Genomic DNA, 24,177 nt, shown 5'->3' with positions numbered 1-24,177 from the left:
CAACCATACAGTTGAATGAACAACTGTATGGCCTTGATTTACTCACGGTCTACATCAAGATCAGCCAATTCTGACTCTAAACCATCAAAATCCACCGCATCTTCATCAAATCCGTTCGGTTCAATTTTTGCCCACACTTTCGTTTCACCAATTAAATCGACGACAAATTCTCGTTCTAAATCAACACGGATTTGTTTTTGTTTTTCGTCAATCTCGCACTCCAATGTATTCGGTTGTTGCGTCGTTCTCGCTACAACATCAAATTGATTCGTTAAGCATTTTTGATCTTTCATGACAATAGGGACTTGATCGGAATACTGTTTGCGTTCTGTGATCACTTCTGTTTTCGTGTTGTCAGCATATGAATACCATATATTAATATCGTATGTGCCTTTCACATCGACGACCTGACCGCGTTTCGTTGCTTCATATTGATGATTAATCACCCAACATCCTAAAATACTGGTCGGTTTATAATTCGGTGATACATGGTGCGATGATTCCGTATACTTCTTCCCTTTACCACAAACTGCTTTCGTAATAATTTCCCGATAATCTCGACCTGTCATACACGTTCCTCCTTTTTCGTTTCGCCACTTTATCTTATGGTCACTAGGCTTTTGGTGTGATTAAACCGTGACGACTAAGATATTGTATAGTCATCTTTATGCAAGTGCCTAACGAAATGTTCAACGTGACGACCGGGATCACAAAAAATCTCCGAACACGCAAATGTTCGGAGATTTCAATTAATATTTAAGCTCTTTTCCTGTTTCGCCTTTTAAGACGTTACCACCCGTAGAACGAATAATTTCATTCGTCACTTCTTCGGCAATCGTTTGTGTCACACGTTGCAAAATATCATTTACAACAACTTGTGTTTCTTTAAATTCTTGCACAACCGGAATCTCATCGAGTTCTTGTTGCAAACGATCTAATTCTTCTTCTACACGCTTTTGCGCTTCTGATTTTTCATAATGTTGTAGATTGACCGCTTGCTTTTGTAATGCTTTAATTTTCTTAATATGCGATTGCACTTTATTGTTTTGGTTCAACTTAACTTCAAGCTGCTTAAAACGTTCAATCTCTTCGATTTTAGACAACTTTTCCGCTAAATCTTTCGCTTCTTGAATCACTTCTTGTCTTGTATATTGTGCCATTTGTTATTTCACCTCTACAGCTTCTTCAACCATCACGCCGTCTAATGACCACGTTTTAGCTTGAGTAATTTCGACTTCAACAATGTCACCAATTGCAGACTTAGGACCTGTGAAGTTCACTAGCTTACTATGCTCTGTATAACCAGCTAAAACGTCAGGGTTATTTTTACTTTCACCCTCAACTAAAACTTTAACTGTTTGACCTTCGTATTTCTTCATAGCTTCTTTCGCGTAAGCATTTACTTTATCATTCAAACGATAAAGACGTTGTTTCTTCTCATCTTCAGTAACCTCATCTTTAAACTTATCAGCTGGTGTACCATCGCGTGGTGAGAAGATGAAAGTATAAGCATGTTCAAAACCGACTTCATCATATAATGTCATCGTATCTTCAAACTGCTCTTCCGTTTCATTCGGGAAGCCAACGATGATATCTGTTGAAAACGTCGCATGCGGAATTGCTTCTTTTATTTTGTCGACGAGTTCTAAGTATTGCTCGCGTGTATATTTACGACCCATCAGTTTTAACACATCAGAATTACCTGATTGGACCGGTAAATGAATATGCGGCATTAAGTTATCGCCTTTACCTAACACTTCAATTAAACGATCGTCAAAATCACGCGGATGTGATGTCGTAAACCGAACCCGTGGGATATCGATTTTACGAACTTCATCCATTAAATCGCCTAAACCGAAATCAATATCTAAGTCTTTACCATAAGCATTCACGTTTTGACCAAGGAATGTGACTTCTTTATAACCTTGAGCAGCTAAATGGCGTACCTCTTGAATAATGTCTTCTGGGCGGCGACTACGTTCTTTACCGCGCGTGTACGGAACAATGCAGTAAGTACAGAATTTATCGCAACCATACATGATATTAACCCATGCTTTAATTTGGCCTTTACGACGTTTAGGAAGGTTTTCAATCACGTCACCTTCTTTAGACCAAACTTCAACCACGCGTTCTTTACTAAGGTAAGCGTTTTGAACAAGCTGTGGGAGACGGTGGATATTATGTGTACCAAAAATTAAATCAACATGATGATGTTTCGCTAAAATACGGTTAACAACCGATTCTTCCTGTGACATACAACCACAAACGCCAATTATTAAGTCAGGATTTTCGACCTTCAATGACTTTAAGTGGCCAAGTTCACCAAACACTTTGTTTTCCGCATTTTCACGAATCGCACATGTGTTAAGTAAAATCATGTCGGCTTCTTTTTGATCAGTTGTGGCTTCATACCCCATCTCTTCTAAAATACCAGACATAACTTCTGTATCATGTTCGTTCATTTGACACCCGTATGTTCGAATTAAATATTTTTTGCCGACACCTAGATCACGAAACTGTTCTTCTATTTCGAAATCATCATGATATTGAATATCTTGTTTACCACGTTTTTGTGCTTTTCTTAGATTCGGTGGTTCATAGGTTGCTTCAAAATATTTGATAAAATCATCTGAAGTTTTGTCTTTCAAACGTTCTAAATTACGTTCGTCGCTTGCCTGATCAGACGCATGACTTTGTTTTATTTGATTCTGTTCATGTCGTTGTTTTTCGTTCATGACAAGACTCCTTTCATATAATACCGAAAACCTAGTACATACCTATAATCAGTATAAGTGCTCAAACGGATTTTAACAATAATAAGCCTGAAAATACAACCTAAAAACCTTAAAGATGTCATGAAACAGTCATAATTACGAATCTAATAAACGAATAGCATTATCATAAGTCATACGATAAACATCAGCCAATTCATAACGGTCTTTTAACGCTGTTATAACGTGATGGACATCTGTTATATCGTGAAGGTGATCAATCGTTTCTGTAACACCATCAAAATCGGAGCCGAATGCGATCGAATCTCGTCCGCCTAATTGATACATATGGTCAACATGGGCCATTAAATCGTCAATCGTCGCTCGATCGCTTTGCGTAAAATACGGCACGAACGTCACCCCGACAGGTGCTTTTTTAGCGAAAAATTGTTTTAAATGATCATCAGAAATATTGCGATCATGATGATAAACCGATTTAGCATTGGAATGCGAAATCATCGGTTTTTCTGCCAGTTTTAGGACATCATCGATACCAGCAGGTGATAAGTGAGAACAATCGACAAATGCATCATACTCATTTATCGTTTCAACTACACGTTTCCCGAATTCTGTTAGACCTTGGTCAACCTGTTCAACACACGTACCGGAAACAGCATTGACCGTATTCCATGTTAAACCGACTGCTTTAACGCCTAAGCGTAATAGTGTCCGCAGCTTAACTAAGTCTTCCCCTATGACATGACATCCTTCTAGCGTAAGCATAGCGCCTTTCTCATGTGGCTTTAACGCTTCTATGTCTTCTTTGGACTGAACCCATTTAATATTAGAATAAGGTTCGATAATTTTACGATGAAATAAATCAACCATGTCGAGTGTAGCTTGAAAATAATCCGAATCAATCTCAGGCGGGACAAAAATCGCGAAATATTGGACTTGGACAGGGCTTTCCATCCATTTGTTATAAGATATATGTAAATCGTCATCTTCAAATGTTTTACTTGAATCTTCCCAAAGTTTTAGTAACACATCACAATGCATATCAATCATAAATTATCTCTCCCTTTAACTACTTTAAAAATATATAAATTTATCTTACATGATTGATAGCGATCAAGCATTAGCAATTTTTGGACAAAAATAAACGTACAAAGCTTTGAAGCCTTGTACGTTTGTGACGTCTTATCTTGGTTCTACAATCAATTTAATCGCTGTTCGTTCTTCCTGTTCGATCGTAATGTCTGTAAATGCTGGAATACAAATGAGGTCTACACCACTAGGAGCAACAAATCCTCTTGCGATCGCGACTGCTTTCACAGCTTGGTTAAGAGCACCAGCTCCAATTGCTTGAATTTCCGCAGACCCTCTTTCACGTAACACATTAGCTAAAGCACCTGCAACTGAGTTTGGATTAGACTTTGATGATACTTTGAGTATTTCCATTCCTAGTTCCTCCTTCAATGACTATAATGATCTCAACATTAATCTATTCAGCATTTATACGATCTATTACTTATATTATGAACGAATTGTTCGAAAAATTCAAATAATCCACTCATTCAAAATTCATATGATCATCATTCACGAGGATACGATCGATCCGATTGGCTTGACCTGTTTTAGAATCGACATCTACCACGACGCCACTCAAGACTGTTTGATCCGTCTCAGGAACGTCAAACTTGACTGGTAGGCCAGTTTTAAATTTGCGAATAACAGCATCTTTATCAACGCCTAAAATGCTATTGTAAGGTCCAGTCATGCCCACGTCTGTTATATAAGCTGTACGATTCGGTAAAATTCGATTGTCAGACGTTTGGATATGGGTGTGCGTTCCGACTACAGCACTAGCTCGTCCATCTAAATACCACCCCATCGCCTGCTTTTCGCTCGTCGCTTCAGCGTGAAAATCGACAAAAATAATGTCTGCTTGTTTTCGAGCTTGTTCCATTAACCCATCAACCACCGTAAACGGATCATCGATTGGATTCATAAATGTTCTGCCTTGTGCATTAATGACCGCAACTTTAGTTTTGCCTACATTAACAAATTGCATACCCTTTCCTGGTGTTCCTTCTGGAAAATTGGCTGGTCTTACAAGTGTCTCGGTTTCATCGATAAAATCAAAAATTTCTCGTTTATCCCAGGCGTGATTACCGAGTGTGACAATATCAGCCCCCCACTCGAGTATTTGGTGGTAGATCTTTTTCGTAATCCCTTTACCATGAGCGGCATTCTCACCATTCACGATGGTTAGATCGGCTCGGTGTTGTCGTTTGAGTTGGGATAATTGTTGTTGTAATGCTTGGCGTCCTGGTTGACCGACGATGTCGCCGATAAATAGTATTTTCATAATGTCGTCCTTTCTAATGACTATCTAATAAAATCGTTACATATTTTCTATATGAAGTCAAAATAAAAGACGGCCCGTATTGAGCCGCCCTTTCTTACTTTGCGTATTCTACTGCCCGTGTTTCACGAACAACAGTGACTTTAATGTGACCAGGATATTCTAATCCTTCTTCGATCTTATGACGAATGTCGCGTGATAATGTGACAGCTTTCGCGTCATCAATATCATCAGGACGTACCATAATACGTACTTCGCGTCCTGCCTGTATCGCGAAGGATTTTTCAACCCCTTCGTATGAGTCCGCAATTTCTTCTAGTTTTTCAAGTCGTTTAATATAGTTTTCTAACGACTCACTTCTAGCTCCTGGACGTGCAGCTGATAATGCGTCAGCAGCTGCAACGATGACCGAAATAACAGTTGTCGCTTCTTCATCACCGTGGTGGGAAGCAACAGCATTAATAACTGTCTCGTTTTCTTTGTATTTTTGAGCTAATTCTTTACCAATTTCAACGTGACTACCTTCAACCTCGTGGTCGACTGCTTTACCAATATCGTGTAACAGTCCAGCACGTCTAGCTAATTGTTCGTCTTCACCCAATTCAGCTGCTAGTAATCCTGATAAATAAGCAACCTCTAATGAGTGTTTTAAGACGTTCTGACCATAACTTGTACGATATTTCAAGCGACCGAGAATTTTAACAAGGTCTGGGTGAATACCGTGTGCGCCGATATCAAATGTTGCTTCTTCACCCACTTCACGAATGTAATCATCCACTTCACGACGTGATTTCTCAACCATTTCTTCAATGCGTGCGGGATGAATACGACCGTCCTGCACGAGATTTTCAAGGGCGATTCGCGCGATTTCACGTCGAATCGGATCAAAACCGGACAGAATAACGGCTTCAGGTGTATCATCGATAATTAAGTCGATACCGGTTAACGTTTCGAGTGTTCGAATGTTACGACCTTCACGACCAATAATACGACCTTTCATTTCATCGTTTGGTAAGTTCACAACAGAAACCGTCGTCTCTGATACGTGTTCAGCAGCTAAGCGTTGAATCGCTAAGGATAAAATATCTTTCGCTTTCTTATCCGCTTCTTCTTTCGCTTTTGTCTCTTCACGTTTAATGATCATCGCCGTTTCATGAGACATTTCATTTTCTACACGGTCAATAATCACTTGTTTAGCTTGCTCTTCGGTTAAACCAGATATACGTTCTAGTTCTGCCTGTTGTGTTGCTAACATGTCTTCCACTTTGCTTTCAGCTTCATTAAGTTGTTGTTGTTTTTCGTTTAGTGAGGTTTCTTTGTTTTCTAACGTAAGCTCACGTTTATCTAACGTTTCGCTTTTACGATCAAGAGTCTCCTCCTTTTGCACTAGTCGATTCTCTTGTTTTTGTACTTCATTTCGACGTTCACGAAGTTCTTGTTCTTGCTCTTGACGCAGACGATGCGTTTCGTCTTGAGCTTCTAACAGCGCTTCTTTCTTCGCTGCTTCTGCATTGCGTCGGCCTTCATCTTCAATTTTTTGTGCAAATTCTTCAGCACTTGATATTTTAGCTTCTGCAATCGAACGACGAATTAAATAACCAACAACAGTACCGACAACTAAAGCTAGCAAAATGGAGATGATTACCATTGCCATACTATCCATCCTTTCACCTCCTCTTGCTATAAAATTGTTTCATTCTTTCGTTTCGTTTCGTTTCAGTCGGTAATGTACAATCATTCATCATAAGCATTAAAGTATAAAATGAAAATTATACATATTAATTTTAAGCTTGTCTAGTGAACATGTCAAGGAATTGTCAAACAATTTATATATTTGTCTGATGATGTCATAACATAAAAAACGCTGCTCAACATCTATGAGGAGCATGTTGAACAGCGTGTTATATTGACTATTCTAGATCAAGTTTTTCTTGATTGTCGTCGGCTTCTTCAGCTGCTCCGTTATCATCATCGATGTCATAATGGGCACGAATTTCACTGTAAATTTGTTCATAAACAGATGGGTTGTCTTTTAAATATTGTTTAGCATTTTCGCGACCCTGACCTAGTTTGTCGCCATTATATGAGAACCAAGCGCCACTTTTTTGAACAATATCTAAATTCGCGCCAATATCAATCAATTCACCTTCACGAGAAATACCTTCGCCATACATAATGTCGACTTCCGCTTGCTTAAATGGTGGTGCTACCTTGTTTTTCACCACTTTAAGACGGGTTTTATTACCGACCATGTCGTTACCTTGCTTCAATGTTTCAGCGCGGCGTACTTCTAAACGTACTGATGAATAGAACTTCAGCGCACGACCACCTGTAGTCGTTTCAGGGTTACCGAACATGACCCCGACTTTTTCACGGATTTGGTTAATGAATACCGCTGTCGTATTCGATTTATTAATCGCACCTGATAACTTACGAAGGGCTTGTGACATGAGTCGTGCTTGTAAACCGACGTGTGCATCACCCATTTCACCTTCGATTTCTGCTTTAGGCACTAAGGCAGCAACAGAGTCGACAATGATAATATCAACAGCACCACTACGAACGAGTGCTTCAGCAATCTCTAGTGCCTGTTCGCCCGTGTCAGGCTGTGACAGTAATAACTCTTCAATATTGACACCTAAATTGCGTGCATAAACAGGGTCTAAAGCGTGCTCAGCGTCGATAAATGCTGCTTGGCCGCCTTGCTTTTGCGCTTCAGCAATTGCGTGTAGAGCGACTGTTGTTTTACCAGACGATTCCGGACCGTATATTTCGACAATACGACCTCTCGGATAACCTCCGACACCTAAAGCAACATCAAGGCCTAATGATCCACTCGAAACTGTCGAGATCGCTTGGCCTTCCTGTTCGCCTAATTTCATAATGGAGCCTTTACCAAATTGTTTTTCTATTTGTTTTAATGCCATGTCTAACGCTTGTTGACGGTCACTCATTTTCTCATTCCCCTTTCTTATAACTATATCTATAATACTATGAATTGAATCGTTTGCCAAGCAAAAAGCGAATATTTGTTCTGTTTTTTTATTCGTTGCGTAGTTCATGATGTAACACTTTAAATCCACGTTCTACTGCCGCTTGTCGAACGTCATCTCGTCCACCTGGGAACTGATATGAATAACACGTCGTTTGACCTTTGTGAAAAAGCCCAATATAAACTGTACCAGCTGGAATATGGCCTTGATTATCTGGACCTGCTACTCCCGTAAAACTAATTGCGACATCAGCGTTCATTTTTTGAGCTGCACCAGTTGCCATTGCTTTCGCACACGCCTCACTTACTGCGCCGTCACGCTCTAAAATGGTGTCATCTACACCAGCTATTTCACGCTTGGCCTCATTGTTATAAGTCACTAAACTACCACTATAAAATGATGATACACCTTCATAACTAATGAGTGTCGAAGAAAACAAACCACCTGTTAAACTTTCACAAGAAGCCAATGTTAAACGATGATGTTTGAACTGACTGACAACCCGTTCCACAATCGTTTTTGGTTGGTCAACGATAAAAGAACCAACGCGAGACGAAATGACCTGTTCGATTTGATCAAACAGATGATGCGACTCCGTTTCATCAACTGATTTAGCCGCTAATCGTAATGTGACATATCCATCCCCTGCTAAAAGAGCAATTGTTGGATTCGTTTGAGCTTGCATTAAATCGAGTAATTCTGTTTCAAGCGCTGACTCGCCGATTCCTTGGAAATATAACGTACGATAAAACAGTCTACCTGCCGATAGTTGCTGTTTATGTAAGTACGGGATCACAAGATCAGTCGTCAATTGTTTCATTTCTTTTGGAACACCAGGGAGAAAAATCCACAATGTCCCTTCATGATGATACGTTAATCCAGGCGCCATACCGATTGGATTCGCCAACACTTCTCCACCTCGAAAGGCGAGGGCTTGCTTGCGATTGTTTTCGGTCATCTCGATATTTTTTTCTTGATAAAAATGCTCAATTTTAGCCATGGATGCTGCATCAATCTCTAGTGTCGTATCGAACAATTCTGCTGCGACTTCCCTCGTTAAATCGTCTTCAGTTGGACCAAGGCCACCGGTTACGACGATCACATTCGAACGACTTTGCGCTCGTTCAAATACGGCTTGTAACCGCTCGTGATTATCGCCTACCGTTTGATGATAATACACGTTTATCCCGATATTATTTAATTGCTCTGATAACCAAGTCGCATTTGTATCGACAATTTGTCCTAATAATAACTCGGTACCAACAGAAATAATTTCACATCGTGTCGTCATTTCGAATCCCTCATAACATGCCAATTTTTCTTGAAGTAATCATACCCTGAAATGACAGTAACCAGTCCAGCGAGATACAATAAAACAGTCCCGATCGGAAAACCGATGTAGGAAAATGGGAAGTGGTGCAAGATGAGAAAAGCCGCTGAACCAATTTGTAATGTCGTTTTCAATTTCCCCATTTGGCTTGCCGCTAACACAACACCTTCGCCAGATGCCACAAGACGTAAGCCTGTTACTGCAAATTCACGACTGACAATAATGATCACAATCCATGCAGGTGCCATCCCTAATTCTACGAGACAAATTAAAGCACCTGATACGAGTAGTTTATCCGCTAACGGATCGAGAAATTTCCCCATATTGGTAACAAGATTATATTTCCGAGCGTAGTAACCATCAAGCCAATCCGTTAATGATGCAATGATAAATAACACACCAGCTATTAGATGGGCGATAGGTAATTGATAATCGCCAATATCGATGGTTCCCCAATTAAACGGAACGACAAGTAAAACGATAAAAATCGGGATCAAAAACAAACGTGAAAGCGTAATTTTATTTGGTATATTCATATTTCTACCTCCGTATGAGTCATTTCGACAAATAAATCCTTTGCAACGAAGGCAAAGGATTTATGACTAGGATTCGTTTTCCCATTGCAATACAATATATTGGCGCACTGTTTCGTTTGGATCAATTTCGTAAGTAAGCGGTTGACCATTCACTTCAATATTAAGCGAACTCGCTCGACCAATATTTAGCTCAACTTCCGCTGATCCTTCCTCGAATGAATAAGTTGTAGGTGAATCACTCGTCGTAAACATACCTGAAAACGCTTGAGAACTCTCGCCATTTTCCGTTGTGTTCACTTCTAACCACGATTCACTATCAGTCGATAACGTCACTTCCATCGTTTTCGCATTGGATAATTGATAGACTGTGCGTGGCGTACCACTTTCATCAACATTAGCGACTTCTAACGTCGGCTCAGGTTGCTCGGTTTCTTCGTCTGTCGGATCTTCTGATGATTCAGAGTCATTATTTTGTTCACTATCATTTGTACTGTCATCATTAGTGGCATCAGAATTTTGACCTTCTTGATCGTCTTCTTCGTCTTCTGGCGCACTAATAATATCTTGAGGCTCGTCGGCATTCCCTTCGTCTGACATAGCTGGTTGAATAAAGTTCACAACCGAATACCAAATAGCAAAGCCAATGCCGATAATTAAAATAAAGACGAGTAATTTAGGAATGATCGAAAACATTTGCTTATTGTTTTTCGACGATTTACTAGACGAGCGTGTTGGCGTCACATATTGATAATTGGGTGTTTCACTCGACGTTTCTGGTAGTTCTTGACTATGCTCTTCTAACAATTCTTCCCCATTTAATCCGACAGCGTTAGCGTACTCGCGAATAAAAGCACGGATATAAAAATTACCTGGCATTGTCGACCAATCGTGTGATTCAACGGCTGTTAAATATCGTTTTTGAATTTTCGTTTCTTCTGCCACTTGTTCGATCGAAAGCCCTTTTGATTCTCTAGCCTCTTTTAGTCTTTCTCCTATTTCCATGAGTTAACACCATCCATTTAAAAATCAAACATCGAAAAACCATCTTGTTCATCGAATTGTGGTTTTTGTATTTGCTCGTATTCAATTTCTTCATCAACACTATTACGCAATTCAATAAAATAATCGAAATCGTCTAGTGTATACTCGGAATTTTGCACAAATGCTTCCGGATGTTCAACCACTTTAACAGCAGGAATTCCCATCACTTCACGGATGAGCTGCCAATGTTTTTCAGTTGAACGCTTCACCGACACCATGCCATCAATAATAAATAAATTATCAGATCCATACTCATCTTTAATTAACTGACTTCGGACCGTTTGTTTTAATAATGTACTAGATAAAAATAACCACCGTTTATTGGCGCAAACACTTGCAGCCACAATCGATTCGGTTTTACCAACACGTGGCATACCTCGAATACCAATTAACACATGGCCGTCTTTTTGAAACAGTTCAGCCATAAAATCAACGAGTAAACCAAGTTCATCACGAACGAAACGAAATGTCTTTTTATCGTCTGAATCGCTCTTAATATATCGCCCGTGCATCACCGCTAAACGGTCACGCAATTTCGGACGTCTAATTTTCGTCACACGAATAGTTTGCATCGTGTTCAATATACTAACGAGACGGTCGATTTGTCTATCATCTTTACAAAGAAGCAACATCCCTCGACGTTGGTTTTCAACACCATTTATCATAATAATATTAATCGATAACATACCGAGTAAAGACGATATATCACCAAGTAAACCAGGCCGATTATGTTTGATTTCATATTCTAAGTACCAATCTTTGCGATCATCTGTCACTAGAATCAGCCTTTCTATTCCACATTTTTTCATACGTGTTAAGTCTATCATAAATTATTTTCGTGGCGATGAAAAGGTAGAACGTCATAAATTATGAATAAAAATTCATATCATTCAATCAATGAACCTGTACATTAAAAAAAGCCGAACTAAGGATTGCTCCTTAACTCGGCTTTCAGGTCCCTACATGATTAATGGGTACCTTCATCCTGCACTAATTTCACCATCATATTCGCGATCGTATGACGTTCTTCATCTGATGCAACATTCCATAAATCGCGTAACATCGCTTCTTCATCATTTTTAGCATCCACTTGGGTCGCTAAATGTTCCCCGACTTGATAAGCGAGTTGATTAATTGCTTGCTGATCAACACCTTGATCTTGTGCTTGATGAAGCCGGTCGCCTAAAAAGTCTTTCCATTGTTCAAAATTATCCATTACAGACATAAGAAAGCCTCCTTTTCTGTCATCACCTTTAGTTTAAACAGAAAAGAACCGATTATACATGGAAGTTATCTTATGCCATACCACCATTAAGTTGCATTAAATGACCATTGATATAAGATGATTCTGTTGAACATAAAAACTTAACAGCTGAAGCAATGTCTTCTGGATGACCTGCACGGTGAAGCGGTATGTCAGCTAACAACTCTTGGCGTTCTGTATCATTTAAGTGGTTGTTCATTTTGGTCTCAATAAAACCTGCCGTAACACCGTTTACACGTATTTGAGATGGGCCCACTTCTTTTGCTAACGATTTGACGAAATGGTTTTGAGCACTTTTCATCATCGAATACCACACTTCATAACTGACACCTTCTTCACCCCAAATAGATGACACCACGACGATTTGCCCTGATTGTTGTCGAGTCATCGACGGAAGAAAGTGTCTTGTTATCATAGCCGTCGATTTAACATGCACATAATATAATTGATCCATAACGTCATCAGGGGTATCCAGTAATAATCCAGAATACGCTTGGCCTTGCGCAAATATAATCGTTTCAATATCAAAGGGGATCGATTGTATTAAATCGTTAATCCCCTTATCTGTCGCTAAGTCAGCTTGTACGGTCATAAGCACACGTTCTTCATCTAAAAGGTCGATTAAGTTATTTAGTGCTTCATGATTTTGATGATAATGTAAAACGAATTGCCTGTTTGGATTGTCATTTGCTAATGAATGCACAATCGCCCCACCAATATCACTACTAGCTCCGACTACGAGAACCGTTTCCGTTTTCACATTATCCCTCTTCTGATTTGATCATACAAACGGTCATTTGATCGTCATCAATCCATGATGAGACACTTTCTTTAAATTGATCTAATGTCAATTGTTCTAACGTCTCAAACACATCACGGAAATCAAGGCCTAATTGGTGGTATTGAATGACGTTGCTCGCGACACTTTCCAAATTGTTATATTCACGAAGTAATTCACCGTATTTTTTCTTTTTCGCTCGTTCAAAAGCGACTTCATCAACAGCATCTGTTTTGATGGAATGTAACATGTCAACGATACGTTCACCCAACGCTTCAGGTTTCATAGTACTCGCACCGATCGCTGTAAAACCAAATGACGGCTCAAGCACGTACTCTAAACGAAGTGAGTCGATAATCAACCCTTCTTGATATAACGTCTCATAATAACGACCACTCTTCGAAAAGTATAAATCAAGTGCGAGGTCACGGATTAAATCATTTTTCAATAACACATCGCGTTCTAAAGCTTCAGGCTTTTCTTTAATTCCAATCATGCATTTTGGTGTATTAATCGGCATATGAATGGTTTTTTCTTTTTCATAGACACCAACTGGCTCATCACCGTAATCACGTTCAATCGCAGGTTTTGATTCAAACGATTTAGCGCTTTGATTCGAGCGGATGAGATCTGCCATTTGATCGACATCAAAATTGCCAGCTATAACCACTTGCATATTCGATGGGTGGTAAAACGTGTTGTAACACGTATATAAGTCGTCAGCCGTAATTTGACGAATTGATTCAACTGTACCCGCAATATCAATTTTTACAGGGTGTTGTTTAAACATCGAGGCGATCGTACCGAAAAACAAACGCCAATCAGGTTGGTCATCATACATTCGAATTTCTTGCTCGATGATGCCTTTTTCTTTTTCAACACTTTCTTCTGTAAAGTATGGGTCTTGTACGAAATCGAGAAGCGTTTCAACATTTGCTTCAACATCTGTTGTGCTAGAAAACAAATACGCTGTCTCAGTAAAAGACGTAAAAGCATTCGCTGAAGCACCGCGTTCAGAGAAGTGTTGGAACACGTCGCCATCTTCTTTTTCAAACATTTTATGCTCTAAAAAATGCGCAATACCGTCAGGAACCGTCACCCATTGGTCTTCATTAATAGGTTTAAACGTTTGATCAACCGATCCATAATTTGTTGAAAAGATAGCAAACGTTTTTTCCATATCGGTTTTAGGTAGTAAATAAACATCTAACCCGTTAGACAATTGCTCATGATACACTGTTTCATTCACTTTCGGGATCGCTGTTTCACGCATCATGACCACCTCCGTCTTCGCTCGTTAATAAGTAAATAGTATCTAATGACACTTGATTCGCAACGCGTTGAACATCGTCTTTCGTTACGGCTTCTACGGCTTGAATAACATCATCATTCGTTTGGGATTTACCACCAATCACTTGTTGGTAATGCCAATCAATCACGCCACGAGACCGGTCTAATGTTTCTTTTAAACTATGGACGATTGCTTTTTTCGTTTGGTCCAATTCGTCATCTGAAATATCGCCTTGTTGTATGCTCTCGTGTTGGGCTAAAATAATCTCTTTTGCTTCGTCGTAAGTGTCTGGAGCAATACCGCTAAATACGAATAATAACCCTTTATGACTTTCAAAACGTGACGCTGCATAATAAGCAAGTGAATGTTTTTCGCGAACATTTAAAAACAGCTTAGAATGAGGGAATCCACCGAAGATACCGTTAAACACTTGCAAGGCTGGGTAATCATCATCCCGATATGTGATGTGCGTACGGTAACCGAAGTGTAATTTCGCTTGTTGAATCTTTTGTTGTTCTGTGATGGTATCGATATCTCCAGCATCCACCGCTTCTGCTTGTTTTAAATCAACTGATGGTTGACGGTTTATCGGAAAATGAGATTCGAATGTTTCTTTAACCGTCTCTGTTTCCACATCGCCAACCACATAAATATCTAAACGATCGTGTTGGATCATGTTTTGATAGGTGGTGTATAATGATTGCTCGTCAATACGATCTAAGTCCTCTACATAACCATGTGACCGAATACCAAATGATTCACCGTCACACATTTCATCAACGAGTCTTAAGTTCGCGTATTGCATTTTTTCATCAATAATGGAGTTGATTTTGTTTTCTAGCGTCTCTTTTTCTTTCCCGACAAGATTAGGATCAAATGCCTGCTCGACCAATTTCGGGCGGTTTGCTACTTCATATAAAAATTGCACACCACGTTGAAAGAGATCAGATTCACCATCGATAAACTTCTCGTTTGGCAAATCGAGGGTGAACGTAATGATATGGTTTTCTCCTTTTTTCGCCCCATTGATTGAAAATTTAGAGCCATATAATTCATCTAATTCTAAACGCAGATCACGCTCAGTTGGATATTTTTCGGTTCCTTTTTGTAAAACGAATGGTAGCAAGGCACGATCAGTAATTGTCTCACGTTCAATCGGTCTTGCGAATTTTAAAGCGATCGTCGTCGTTTTAAATTTCGTTGTCGGAATCATGTGTAATTGATACGTTTCATAGTCGACTTGTTGGTCTATGAGTGTTTTCATGTCAGTCCTCCTAACAATTCTCTGCTAATAGCATTGCCTGTTCTTTCTAAATCATGCGATGAACGATTACGATGTCGATTGTTCTTCTGGTTGTGTAGTTGTTTGTAAGACTTTACGTGGTTTACTTCCTTCATAAGGTCCGACTACACCCCGTTCTTCCATCGCATCGATCAATCGTGCAGCCCGTGTGTAACCGATGCGGAATTTACGTTGTAACATGGATACACTAGCACTTTGTTGCGCGACAATCAACTGCACCGCTTCATCATATAATTCATCATCTACCTCTTCATGTTGCTCTGGCGTTTCAGATGGAATCATATCATCTTGATATTGTGCTTTCTGTTGTTCAATACAATAATCAGCAATCGATTCCACTTCAGAATCTGATAAAAAGGCACCTTGTATACGTGTCGGCTTAGACGCACCGACAGGTAAGAATAACATATCGCCTTTACCGAGTAATTTCTCAGCACCGCCACTATCTAAAATCGTACGAGAGTCTGTTTGTGAAGACACGCTAAAGGCAATTCGAGATGGAATGTTCGCCTTAATGACACCAGTAATGACGTCAACGGATGGGCGCTGCGTGGCAATGATTAAATGAATACCTGCTGCACGTGCCATTTGAGCTAACCGCGTAATCGCATCTTCTACTTCACTGGATGCGACCATCATTAAGTCCGCTAACTCATCAATAAGGACAACTATATACGGTAATGTTGGATGATTCTCGTCTTCTTCTTCATTAACCCGCTTCACGTATTCATTATAGCCTTCAATATTTCTCGTGCCTGTTTCGGAAAATAACTCATAACGACGTTCCATTTCCGAAACAATTTTCTTCAATGCTTGTGACGCTTTTTTCGGATCAGTTACAACAGGCGCAAGAAGATGTGGGATACCATTATAAGCGTTTAGTTCCACTTTTTTCGGGTCAATCATCATCATTTTTACTTCATGCGGTTTAGCACGCAATAATATACTCGTAATAATACCATTGACACAAACACTCTTACCACTACCGGTCGCACCAGCAATGAGCATATGTGGCATTTTGTTTAATTCAGCCGTAATCGCTTCACCTGCAATGTCGCGTCCTAACCCGAACAATAGTTTAGCCGGATTGTTGTGAATCGGTTGCATGACTTCTTTCATCGACACTTGAGCCACTTCACCGTTAGGGACTTCAATACCGATCGCAGACTTGCCAGGGATTGGTGCTTCGATCCGTATATCACGCGCAGCAAGGGCTAGTGCTAAATCATCGTGCAAATTGACGATTTTACTTACCTTCACACCGACATCAGGATAAACTTCATACTTTGTTACAGCTGGTCCGACATGCACCTTCGTTACTTTCGCCTTAACGCCAAAGCTATGGAAAGTTTGTTCTAATTTTTTCACTGTTGATTGAATTTGTGATTTTTCTTGTTGTTGTGAATGACTAACCGGATTACTTAATAAATTAAGTGGTGGTAACGCATAATCTTCATTTTCAATTTCAGTTAATGGCAACGATTCATCGTCATCACTATCTGTTGCCGTCTGATCAACACGTTCAGTCCATTCACTCGTTTCGATCTCTTCTGTCGAGTCATCGTATGTATTGGTTGCATCGTCATCTGCTTCAAAACTAGCAATAACAGGCTCTTCCTCCTCTAACTGACTGTTTTCATCAGCGAAGGACACATCCACTTGCGTATCCGTTTTGTCCGTATCTTGCGCCTGCTCGTCTGCCTTTGCTTCACGTTTCGCATGCCATTTTGCTTTAACGTTTTCCCAAAACGATTGGACAGAGGATATAAAGCCTGACATAACGTCAGATAATGATTTCTCAAGTAAAAACATAACTCCAATCACTAAACCGAAGAACGCTAACACTTTAGCGCCTGTTGCCGACAACAAATAAAACGTTAAAAAGAATAAGAAGGCGCCAGCCATACCTGAGCCTATATGTGCATAAGCGATTGAGCCTGTTTGATAAGCATCAAAATAATCCCACGTCACCGTGAAGATTGACGCATCCGTTTGAATGATAACATCATCGAACGTTTGTAAATGCGTCATTAAGAATAGAGAGGCTAATGTAATATAAAAGCCGATCCAACGATTCGTCGTAAAAGTTGGCCATGCACGTTTTAATACTAGATAAACACCTAAACCGAGCATAAACGCGCTCGCTATCGCATACCAAAAACCAAATAGCCATTGCAACACGCTCGTTAATAAGTTCGGGATAACCCCTTCATTAATCGGCGCAATACCACTAGAAAAAATAGCTAATAAGATGAGCAATAACCCAATTAATTCAAATTTTAAAAATGGTGGTCGTTTATTACGTTTTGTTTTTCGTTTCTTTTTTGCCATTTTCATCACCCCAAAAAGCGTAAAGCAGCCACGATATGGGCTGCTTCGGTCACGTCTATTATATCATAGACGTGCGGGGTTTGGGGATGTTTATAAATAATAAATTGAACCTGGTTCTAAACGCTTATTTAAGTAATCGTTTGGGTTCGTCGAATGCATGTGAACAATTTGATAACCGTGATTGCTATCATCCCGTTTTAAGGTGAGCATCGCCTGATTCACATTTATTGTATAATATGAGCTAAAATCATCCTCTTCATCAAAAATATCATGTTCTTGTAACGGTGTGTGAATGATCATGACGTTTCACCTCCTAATTGACTTTCGTTGCCGATCAATTGATTTAAATGCGCCATGGCCTCTTGAACACCACCGATTGAATCAATAATTCCGTGGTCCACTGCATCTTGACCAACAACATTGGTCCCAATATCGCGTGTTAGATTACCTTTAGCAAACATAAGGTCTTTAAACGTTTCTTCATCAACATCGGCATGGTGTGTCACGAAATTGATCACACGTTCTTGCATTTTATCTAAGTATTCAAATGTTTGCGGAACACCGACCACTAAACCAGTTAACCGAATCGGATGAATGGTCATCGTGGCGGTTTCGGTAATAAAAGAATGGTTAGCAGCAGTCGCGATCGGTACACCTATTGAATGGCCACCACCTAATACAATCGATACAGTCGGTTTTGATAACGATGCAATCATTTCCGAAATGGCTAGCCCAGCTTCAACATCGCCGCCAACTGTGTTGAGCAAAATAATAACACCTTCGATTTTCGGGTTTTGTTCGATCGCGACAATTTGCGGAATGAGATGTTCGTATTTTGTTGTTTTATTTTTAGCTGGTAGTTGTAAATGCCCTTCGATTTGACCAATGATGGGTAACACGTGAATATTCGAGTCGGGTGCTTGTGGCACATTCGTCGACCCTAATTGTTTAATTTTCTCCATCAAAGAATCTTGTTGTTGTTGATTTTGTTTTTCATCTTGATTATCTCCCAACGTCAACACCACCTTCTGACATGTAGTGTGGACGAACATCAACGAATCATGCATCGTAATATCGTATATTTCAATCAAAAACCCCGATTATACCTAGAGAAAGGAATAATCGGGGTCAACATCATAGAAATCACTAATCTATTCGATCAAGCACTTTTTGTAAGTCGTTGAACTCTTCAAACGTTAAATCAACGAGTGGTTGTCGGACGGATCCAACATCGACTCCTAGATAATTTAAAGCTGCTTTCACAGGAGCAGGTGATGGTGCCATAAAGCAAGCTCGCATAACAGGTAATAATTCACGATGTCGAGCGGCTGCTTTCATGTTATCACCAGCCATATAAGCCTTTACCATATCCTTCATCTGATCGCCAATCACATGTGAAGCGACTGAGACAACGCCGTGAGAGCCAACCGCCAATGACGGCAAGGTTAAATGATCTTCACCCGAATAAAGCGAAAAATCATCACTCGTTTGTTGGATAATATCACTCATCATCGACAAGTCACCGCTTGCGTCTTTTATGGAAACGATATTAGCCACTTTCGATAATGCAACCGTCGTTTCAACTGGCATATTAATAACCGAACGACCAGGAATATTATATAACATAACCGGTAAGTCCGTTTCGTTTGCAATCGTTGTAAAGTGCTGATATAAACCAGCTGGATTTGGCTTATTATAATACGGCGTGACAAGCATAATACCGTCGACCCCTGTTTCACTCGCTTCTTTCGTCAATTCAGCTGCAGACGCTGTATGATTACTTCCAGTACCGGCGATTATGGTAACCTCATCGTCAACTAACTGCACGACATGACGAAATAATTGTAACTTCTCATCATGAGTTAATGTTGGTGATTCACCTGTCGTACCACCTAACACAAGCCCATCTGAACCGTGGTCCACTAAATGAGTCACTAACTGTTCAGTTTTCTTCAAATCAAGACGTCCGATGGAATCAAAGGGCGTCACCATTGCGGTTAATACTCGACCAAAATTCATCGGCATACCCCTTCCCAATTTAACGATCTTCTAAAAATACTTGATGCAGTGCATTAACAGCGTTTTCTAAATCTTGTTCTTTAACTAGAACCCAGATCGTTGTATGACTGTCAGCTGATTGTAGAATTGGAATATCGTAACGCGACAACGCTTTAACAACTTTTGATGCCACTCCTGGTACACCTTGGATACCTGCGCCAACCGTTGATACCTTCGCACATTTTTCAACGATCTGATAACGATAATCGAGATTTTCAATAATCGACGTCGTCTGTGTTAAAGAATCGGTCGGAACAGTAAACGTGATACCATCAGTTGAAATATTAAAGAAATCTACGGAAATCTCAGCGTCGGCTAATTGTGATAATACATCATTGTGTAGTTTAACCGGATCATCATCACTATACACTTTAATTTGTGTAATTCCAGATACATGTGCTATTCCCGTCACAAGGCGGTCTTTAAACCCTTGATCGACAGTTTGATCTTTTTTCGCTGTCACTAATGTACCACTATCTTGTGAGTAAGTAGAACGAACGCGAATCGGGATTTTTTCTTGCATCGCAATTTCAACCGCGCGTGGATGAATGACTTTAGACCCTTGATAGGCTAAATGTACAATCTCATTATACGTCATAACCTGTAACGTTCGAGCGTTTTCTACTAGTCGTGGGTCAGCCGTTTTTATACCATCCACATCCGTGAAAATATCGACGTAATCCGAATGCAACGCACCACCTAAAGCAACCGCAGACGTATCTGATCCGCCGCGTCCTAATGTGGTGACATTGCCGTCTTCATCCTGGCCTTGAAATCCGGCTACGACGACGACATCATTCGTTTTTAAATACTTTTCGATATCGGTCGGATCAACTTTATTAATGCGTGCATCAGTAAAATCGTTCGTTGTCAAAAAGCCTGCTCTTGCCCCAGTTAATGAAGCAGCTGTAATGCCCTGCTGTTGTAATTCATGAGCCATTACGACGGATGAGATCGTTTCGCCGCATGACATTAAGACGTCAACTTCTCGCTTCGTCATTTGTGTTTCAGGATAGTCAATTAACTGAAGCAACGAATCCGTCGCATAATGATCGCCTAACCTTCCCATTGCTGACACGACGACAACGACTTGATACCCTTCATTTAGAGCACCTTGGATATGTTGTATCGCACGATGACGCGATTCTTGATCACGTACTGACGTTCCTCCAAATTTTTGAACTAACGTTTTCATGTTTGCACCTCAACTTATGCGTCTGAATTCATTTCGATTAAGGCTTGCGCGATTTGAACTGAGTTCCATGCTGCCCCTTTAAGTAAGTTATCTGATACAACCCATAAATGGAATCCGTTTGGAACATCTAAGTCTCGACGAACACGCCCGACAAAAATATCTAACTGCCCCTCAGCTGACAATGGTGTAGGGTACCCTTGATTAACGATATCATCTTGTAACACAATGCCTTCACCTTCTTGAATTACCCCTTGCATTTGCGGGACGGTCACATCGTCTTGATCAATTTCGATATAAACACTTTCAGCATGGGAATAAAAGAATGGTAAACGAACGCAAGTGGCAGCCACACTTAAATCAGGAGCTCCCATTATTTTCTTCGTTTCGTTAATCATTTTCATCTCTTCAAATGTATAATGGTTATCTTCAAACGTATCAATTTGTGGCAACGCATTAAATGCGATTGGATAATGTTTCGGTTCTGACTTAACAGGTAGTATTTCAGCATTGACTGCTGTGCCATCTAACATCGCTTGTGATTGATCTTTTAACTCTTCAACAGCATCCAATCCTGAACCAGATACCGACTGATAGGTTGATACAATCACACGGTTAAGACCATATTTTTGACGTACGGGCTCAAGCGCACCAACCATTTGAATCGTTGAGCAATTCGGGTTGGCAATAATGCCTTGATGATCACGAATCGCTTCTTTATTGACTTCAGGTACGACGAGTGGTACATTTTCATGCATCCGAAAGGCACTCGTATTATCAATCACAACAGCCCCACGCTCGACAGCTTCATGAGCGAGTTGTTTTGAAACGGATCCACCTGCAGAAAACAGTGCTATATCGACCCCTTCAAAAGCATCAGCCTTTGCTTCTTGAATCGCTACATTACGACCATTATACGTCACCATCTTACCAACAGATCGTTTTGAAGCTAATGGTCGTAATTCATCAATCGGAAACGCCACATGCTCTAGCATGTCGATCATTTTTTGCCCGACTGCTCCTGTTGCTCCGACGATTGCTACATTGTATCTACTTTTTGCTTCCATGTTTCTTACACCCTCCATAATTACGGTTTTAATTTTTCTATTTCACAGTTTATCATATTTTGTGAGAATTAACACTATTGTTCAAAAGAGCGGAGCATCGGCTGTAATTGCTCACCATCGAGCGCTTTTTCAACCGTTTCTGGTAATAGAGACATATGGGCAACGAGCGATGTTGGTTTTTTAGTCGGATGATCTTGACCATAGGGCACGAAGTAGATATTTTTTGCGGGAAGTAATTTAGCTAAATTTTGTGCATTTAGACCTAAGGCATCATTCGTCGAAATCGCTAATACGACCGGTTTCCGATTACGTAACGTCGCTTTAGCTGCCATGAGAACAGGACTGTCTGTCTGCGCATTTGCAAATCGGCTCAAAGATGACCCAGTCATTGGCGCAATCACCATACAATCTAACGGTTCTTTAGGCCCTAACGGTTCAGCTTGCGGAATAGAATCAATAATCGGGTGTTCGGTCATTGAATCGATCGTATTCATATGTTGTTGCGCTTCACCAAATTTTGTATCTGTGCTTTTTACCGTGCTTGAAACAATCGGGACAACATCAGCCCCTAAATCAATGAGTTGTTGCAGCACGGGGAATGTCTCGTCATACGTACAATGAGAGCCTGTTAAACCAAACCCAATTCGTTTCCTTTTTAAATCCACGTGACAGGACTCCTTTCATTTATCATCTTGAACCACTGTTTGAATCACATGGGCAAGCATTTTACCTGCCGTTTTCGGCGCAACTAACCCTGGTAAACTAGGTGCCAGCATCGCCTCAATTCCTCGTTTTTTAGCAAACCGGAAATCGACCCCACCAGGTTTTGATGCGAGATCTAAAATAAAACACGATGTCGGTAATACACGGATCATTTCTGGGGTCACAATGAGTTTCGGTATCGTATTAATTAAAAGGTCGGCACCCTCAATGGAAGATAATAATTGTTCATCAGTTATAGGCTGTGCTTGCGCCTCGTAAATTCTTGCTAAATCGCGTTTTTGTCTCGCATAGACGGATACTTGTGCCCCTAAACCTTGAAATGTGTTCACTAACGTCTTACCGACACGTCCATAACCTAGTATGACGACGTTAGCATCATGAATCGTGACATCGGTATGTTGAATTGCTAGCATAACGGCACCTTCTGCGGTTGGAATAGAATTATAAATGGCAATATCATCACGATCCATTAAGGCCATCACATTAGCATGTTGACGTTCTAGCTGTTTTAAAAATGAAGTTACAATGCCTGTGAAAATAATGCATTCTTTCGTGAAGTGACCAAACCAATCATGCGTTAGCTTAATTGCAGGACGCCGAAAATGCGTATCGACGTTCCCTTTGTCATCGACACCTGAGATCGGCAGTATCACCACATCAAACAAATGGTGGTCAATGTTTTGTTCAGTCGTTAAGACGACGCCATCAATGTCATCAGTCGCATCGTCAAAACCAATCGCATACACGCTTGCATCGTACAATATTAATTGTTTCATTAATTCAAAATAACGAGCATCGCCACCTACAATCAATACGTTTTTACCAGTTAACACACTCATCACCTGCCCATGTTCATTCAATCCACTATATCTTATGTGCCTAGTTATAAAACGTGAAAAAGCTGGCTTCTATTTGTTAGAAACCAGCTTAAGCTTAAAATCCTTATGTCGTTTCACGTTTAATGACAATCATATCGTTACCAATGACTTCAATATCTTGCCATTTAATGGATGCAGCAGATTCGCTTTTTTTGAACCCGAGCATGGCATAATCTTGGATGACAATTTCTTCGATTTCACCTGTTTGATTGTTAATGACTAAGTCCGTTTGACCTAGCACCCCTAAACGTTGTCCACGATCAGCGTCTATCAATTCTTTACCTGTTAAATCATGATAACGCACATCATTCAC

At 40.2% G+C, this 24,177-nt stretch carries 25 protein-coding genes; all 25 read right to left on the bottom strand.

Going from position 1 to position 24,177, the window contains the following annotated elements:
• Positions 1-38 precede the first annotated feature (38 nt).
• Positions 39-569, bottom strand: coding sequence for an outer spore coat protein CotE (gene cotE, locus ABID56_RS01455; protein WP_354218678.1), 531 nt, complete (start codon positions 567-569; stop codon positions 39-41).
• Between the two features lie 180 nt (positions 570-749).
• On the bottom strand, positions 750-1,160 hold the full coding sequence (locus ABID56_RS01450) for a YlbF/YmcA family competence regulator (RefSeq protein ID WP_354218676.1): 411 nt from the start codon (positions 1,158-1,160) through the stop codon (positions 750-752).
• A gap of 3 nt (positions 1,161-1,163) precedes the next feature.
• Positions 1,164-2,735, bottom strand: a complete 1,572-nt coding sequence (gene miaB / locus ABID56_RS01445; protein WP_354218674.1) for a tRNA (N6-isopentenyl adenosine(37)-C2)-methylthiotransferase MiaB — start codon at positions 2,733-2,735, stop codon at positions 1,164-1,166.
• Positions 2,736-2,870: 135 nt separating this feature from the next.
• Positions 2,871-3,779 carry a dipeptidase gene (locus ABID56_RS01440; protein ID WP_354218672.1) on the bottom strand — a complete coding sequence of 303 codons (909 nt, stop codon included), beginning with the start codon at positions 3,777-3,779 and terminating at the stop codon, positions 2,871-2,873.
• Positions 3,780-3,911: 132 nt separating this feature from the next.
• Positions 3,912-4,172 (bottom strand): stage V sporulation protein S, encoded by a 261-nt coding sequence (locus ABID56_RS01435; protein WP_017186088.1) that lies wholly within the window; start codon positions 4,170-4,172, stop codon positions 3,912-3,914.
• Positions 4,173-4,284: 112 nt separating this feature from the next.
• Positions 4,285-5,082 carry a TIGR00282 family metallophosphoesterase gene (locus ABID56_RS01430; protein ID WP_354218669.1) on the bottom strand — a complete coding sequence of 266 codons (798 nt, stop codon included), beginning with the start codon at positions 5,080-5,082 and terminating at the stop codon, positions 4,285-4,287.
• Between the two features lie 94 nt (positions 5,083-5,176).
• On the bottom strand, positions 5,177-6,742 hold the full coding sequence (gene rny, locus ABID56_RS01425; RefSeq protein WP_354218667.1) for a ribonuclease Y: 1,566 nt from the start codon (positions 6,740-6,742) through the stop codon (positions 5,177-5,179).
• A gap of 247 nt (positions 6,743-6,989) precedes the next feature.
• A complete protein-coding gene (gene recA, locus ABID56_RS01420) occupies positions 6,990-8,033 on the bottom strand; it encodes a recombinase RecA (protein WP_354218665.1) in 1,044 nt (347 codons plus the stop codon).
• An 88-nt stretch (positions 8,034-8,121) separates the two neighbouring features.
• The gene (locus ABID56_RS01415; RefSeq protein WP_354218663.1) at positions 8,122-9,363 is read right to left on the bottom strand and encodes a competence/damage-inducible protein A; all 1,242 of its coding nucleotides are present in this window, start codon (positions 9,361-9,363) and stop codon (positions 8,122-8,124) included.
• Complete coding sequence (gene pgsA / locus ABID56_RS01410; protein WP_354218661.1) at positions 9,360-9,938, bottom strand: CDP-diacylglycerol--glycerol-3-phosphate 3-phosphatidyltransferase; 579 nt, start codon at positions 9,936-9,938, stop codon at positions 9,360-9,362. The genes ABID56_RS01415 and pgsA overlap by 4 nt, the downstream gene beginning before the upstream one ends.
• Before the next feature lie 66 nt (positions 9,939-10,004).
• On the bottom strand, positions 10,005-10,940 hold the full coding sequence (locus ABID56_RS01405; RefSeq protein WP_354218659.1) for a RodZ domain-containing protein: 936 nt from the start codon (positions 10,938-10,940) through the stop codon (positions 10,005-10,007).
• Between the two features lie 17 nt (positions 10,941-10,957).
• Complete coding sequence (locus ABID56_RS01400; RefSeq protein ID WP_354218657.1) at positions 10,958-11,755, bottom strand: DUF3388 domain-containing protein; 798 nt, start codon at positions 11,753-11,755, stop codon at positions 10,958-10,960.
• 191 nt (positions 11,756-11,946) lie between these two features.
• Entirely contained in the window at positions 11,947-12,204 is a 258-nt protein-coding gene (locus ABID56_RS01395; RefSeq protein WP_354218655.1) for a DUF3243 domain-containing protein, read from the bottom strand.
• 70 nt (positions 12,205-12,274) lie between these two features.
• Positions 12,275-13,003, bottom strand: coding sequence for an elongation factor P 5-aminopentanone reductase (ymfI, locus tag ABID56_RS01390; RefSeq protein WP_354218653.1), 729 nt, complete (start codon positions 13,001-13,003; stop codon positions 12,275-12,277).
• Position 13,004: 1 nt separating this feature from the next.
• Entirely contained in the window at positions 13,005-14,294 is a 1,290-nt protein-coding gene (yfmH, locus tag ABID56_RS01385) for an EF-P 5-aminopentanol modification-associated protein YfmH (RefSeq protein ID WP_354218651.1), read from the bottom strand.
• Positions 14,287-15,576 carry an EF-P 5-aminopentanol modification-associated protein YfmF gene (gene yfmF, locus ABID56_RS01380; protein ID WP_354218649.1) on the bottom strand — a complete coding sequence of 430 codons (1,290 nt, stop codon included), beginning with the start codon at positions 15,574-15,576 and terminating at the stop codon, positions 14,287-14,289. Before yfmF ends, yfmH begins: the two co-directional genes overlap by 8 nt.
• Positions 15,577-15,642: 66 nt before the next feature.
• Positions 15,643-17,946 carry a DNA translocase FtsK gene (locus ABID56_RS01375; protein ID WP_354218647.1) on the bottom strand — a complete coding sequence of 768 codons (2,304 nt, stop codon included), beginning with the start codon at positions 17,944-17,946 and terminating at the stop codon, positions 15,643-15,645.
• Between the two features lie 90 nt (positions 17,947-18,036).
• Positions 18,037-18,246 (bottom strand): YlzJ-like family protein, encoded by a 210-nt coding sequence (locus ABID56_RS01370; protein ID WP_354218645.1) that lies wholly within the window; start codon positions 18,244-18,246, stop codon positions 18,037-18,039.
• Positions 18,243-18,908 (bottom strand): ClpP family protease, encoded by a 666-nt coding sequence (locus ABID56_RS01365; protein WP_354218985.1) that lies wholly within the window; start codon positions 18,906-18,908, stop codon positions 18,243-18,245. Before ABID56_RS01365 ends, ABID56_RS01370 begins: the two co-directional genes overlap by 4 nt.
• Before the next feature lie 184 nt (positions 18,909-19,092).
• Entirely contained in the window at positions 19,093-19,965 is an 873-nt protein-coding gene (gene dapA, locus ABID56_RS01360; protein WP_354218643.1) for a 4-hydroxy-tetrahydrodipicolinate synthase, read from the bottom strand.
• A gap of 19 nt (positions 19,966-19,984) precedes the next feature.
• Positions 19,985-21,199, bottom strand: a complete 1,215-nt coding sequence (gene dapG / locus ABID56_RS01355; RefSeq protein WP_354218641.1) for an aspartate kinase — start codon at positions 21,197-21,199, stop codon at positions 19,985-19,987.
• Between the two features lie 14 nt (positions 21,200-21,213).
• The gene (locus ABID56_RS01350) at positions 21,214-22,263 is read right to left on the bottom strand and encodes an aspartate-semialdehyde dehydrogenase (protein ID WP_354218639.1); all 1,050 of its coding nucleotides are present in this window, start codon (positions 22,261-22,263) and stop codon (positions 21,214-21,216) included.
• A gap of 74 nt (positions 22,264-22,337) precedes the next feature.
• Positions 22,338-22,928, bottom strand: a complete 591-nt coding sequence (locus ABID56_RS01345) for a dipicolinate synthase subunit B (protein ID WP_354218637.1) — start codon at positions 22,926-22,928, stop codon at positions 22,338-22,340.
• Between the two features lie 15 nt (positions 22,929-22,943).
• Positions 22,944-23,825: a dipicolinic acid synthetase subunit A gene (dpaA, locus tag ABID56_RS01340; RefSeq protein WP_354218635.1), complete on the bottom strand. Its 882-nt coding sequence runs from the start codon at positions 23,823-23,825 to the stop codon at positions 22,944-22,946.
• A gap of 103 nt (positions 23,826-23,928) precedes the next feature.
• Complete coding sequence (locus ABID56_RS01335; protein ID WP_354218633.1) at positions 23,929-24,168, bottom strand: YlmC/YmxH family sporulation protein; 240 nt, start codon at positions 24,166-24,168, stop codon at positions 23,929-23,931.
• Positions 24,169-24,177 lie beyond the last annotated feature (9 nt).

Origin of the sequence: Alkalibacillus flavidus (assembly GCF_040545925.1) — a bacterium.
GTDB lineage: Bacteria > Bacillota > Bacilli > Bacillales > Alkalibacillaceae > Alkalibacillus > Alkalibacillus flavidus.
This window is presented reverse-complemented; position numbering and strand designations above follow the sequence as displayed.